This is a genomic window from Parashewanella sp. 2304DJ23-3 (assembly GCF_056591695.1).
On the sequence record NZ_JBWQOH010000027.1, the window covers coordinates 1 to 978 of the forward strand.

Sequence of the window (978 nt, forward strand, 5' to 3'; positions counted from 1 at the left end):
TGTGTTTTTACCACTGAATTAAATTTCCAGATATGCTTTTAGATTCTTTTTCTATTTCAAAATGGTACATACCATAACCAAAGTCTTCCATTACTTCTATGACATAGGATTTCTTTACTTCAAAGCTTTTTGTGAAAGAAGATGGTTTGAATGCGAAATTCCATCCTCCATGATGCCCCACGCTAGGATATAAAAGAGTATCAACCTCATTGATATCGTAATGTATTTTGGAGTAAGAAGATGTTATGTTGTAATCGTATTCTCGTAAACATACTTTTCTAAACTCATCTGCAATAAAAGCATCTATTAATTCAGCTCTATACCAATAGCCATCTCCGACAGCTTCTTTATTGGCAATTATAAATTCCTTAACTTTTTCACTTAATATTTTTGGTGGAACTTTATGCCTTCTCCAATAGTCAATTACTCCAACACAAATAACTTTAAAGTTTATGTCAGGTTTATGTTCTGCCTCAATTACTTGAACTTTTTGCCCACGATGCACCTTTAATTCAGATAGGATGGTTGTGGCTGAATCTGATAGGTACAGTGAAGAAAATCCAGGCCTATTGCATCGACCGTAACTTGTAACTAAGTCATTGGGTTTAGCTAATAATTGCTTTAAATCATCAAAAGGCTGGTCATTATCAAGAATCCTAGCTCTAAATAATTTTCTATTGAATTTTTCCACATTAAATGGAATGTATGGAACTCCATCGATAAGTTTACATATAAAGTCCTCAGTTTCATGAGGAGTATATAATCGTGAGCCACCACCTTTGAACATATAGATTATGCTCAGAGCTTCATTGAACTTATTATTCAATTCAGAAGGATTAATTTTCGTACTTTTTTGGGTATTCATTAAACTCGATATCGATTAAAACACATAACGCCCAATTAACGGGCAAATTGTGTTTGGCTATAATTTTGGAACGCAGTGACAAAAGCCAAACAGAATTTGTCCCTGTTGAATTT

General features: G+C 33.4%; 1 protein-coding gene. It reads right to left on the bottom strand.

From position 1 onward, the window contains the following. Positions 1-7 precede the first annotated feature (7 nt). Complete coding sequence (locus AC1EU2_RS18730) at positions 8-865, bottom strand: RES domain-containing protein (protein ID WP_480299795.1); 858 nt, start codon at positions 863-865, stop codon at positions 8-10. Positions 866-978 lie beyond the last annotated feature (113 nt).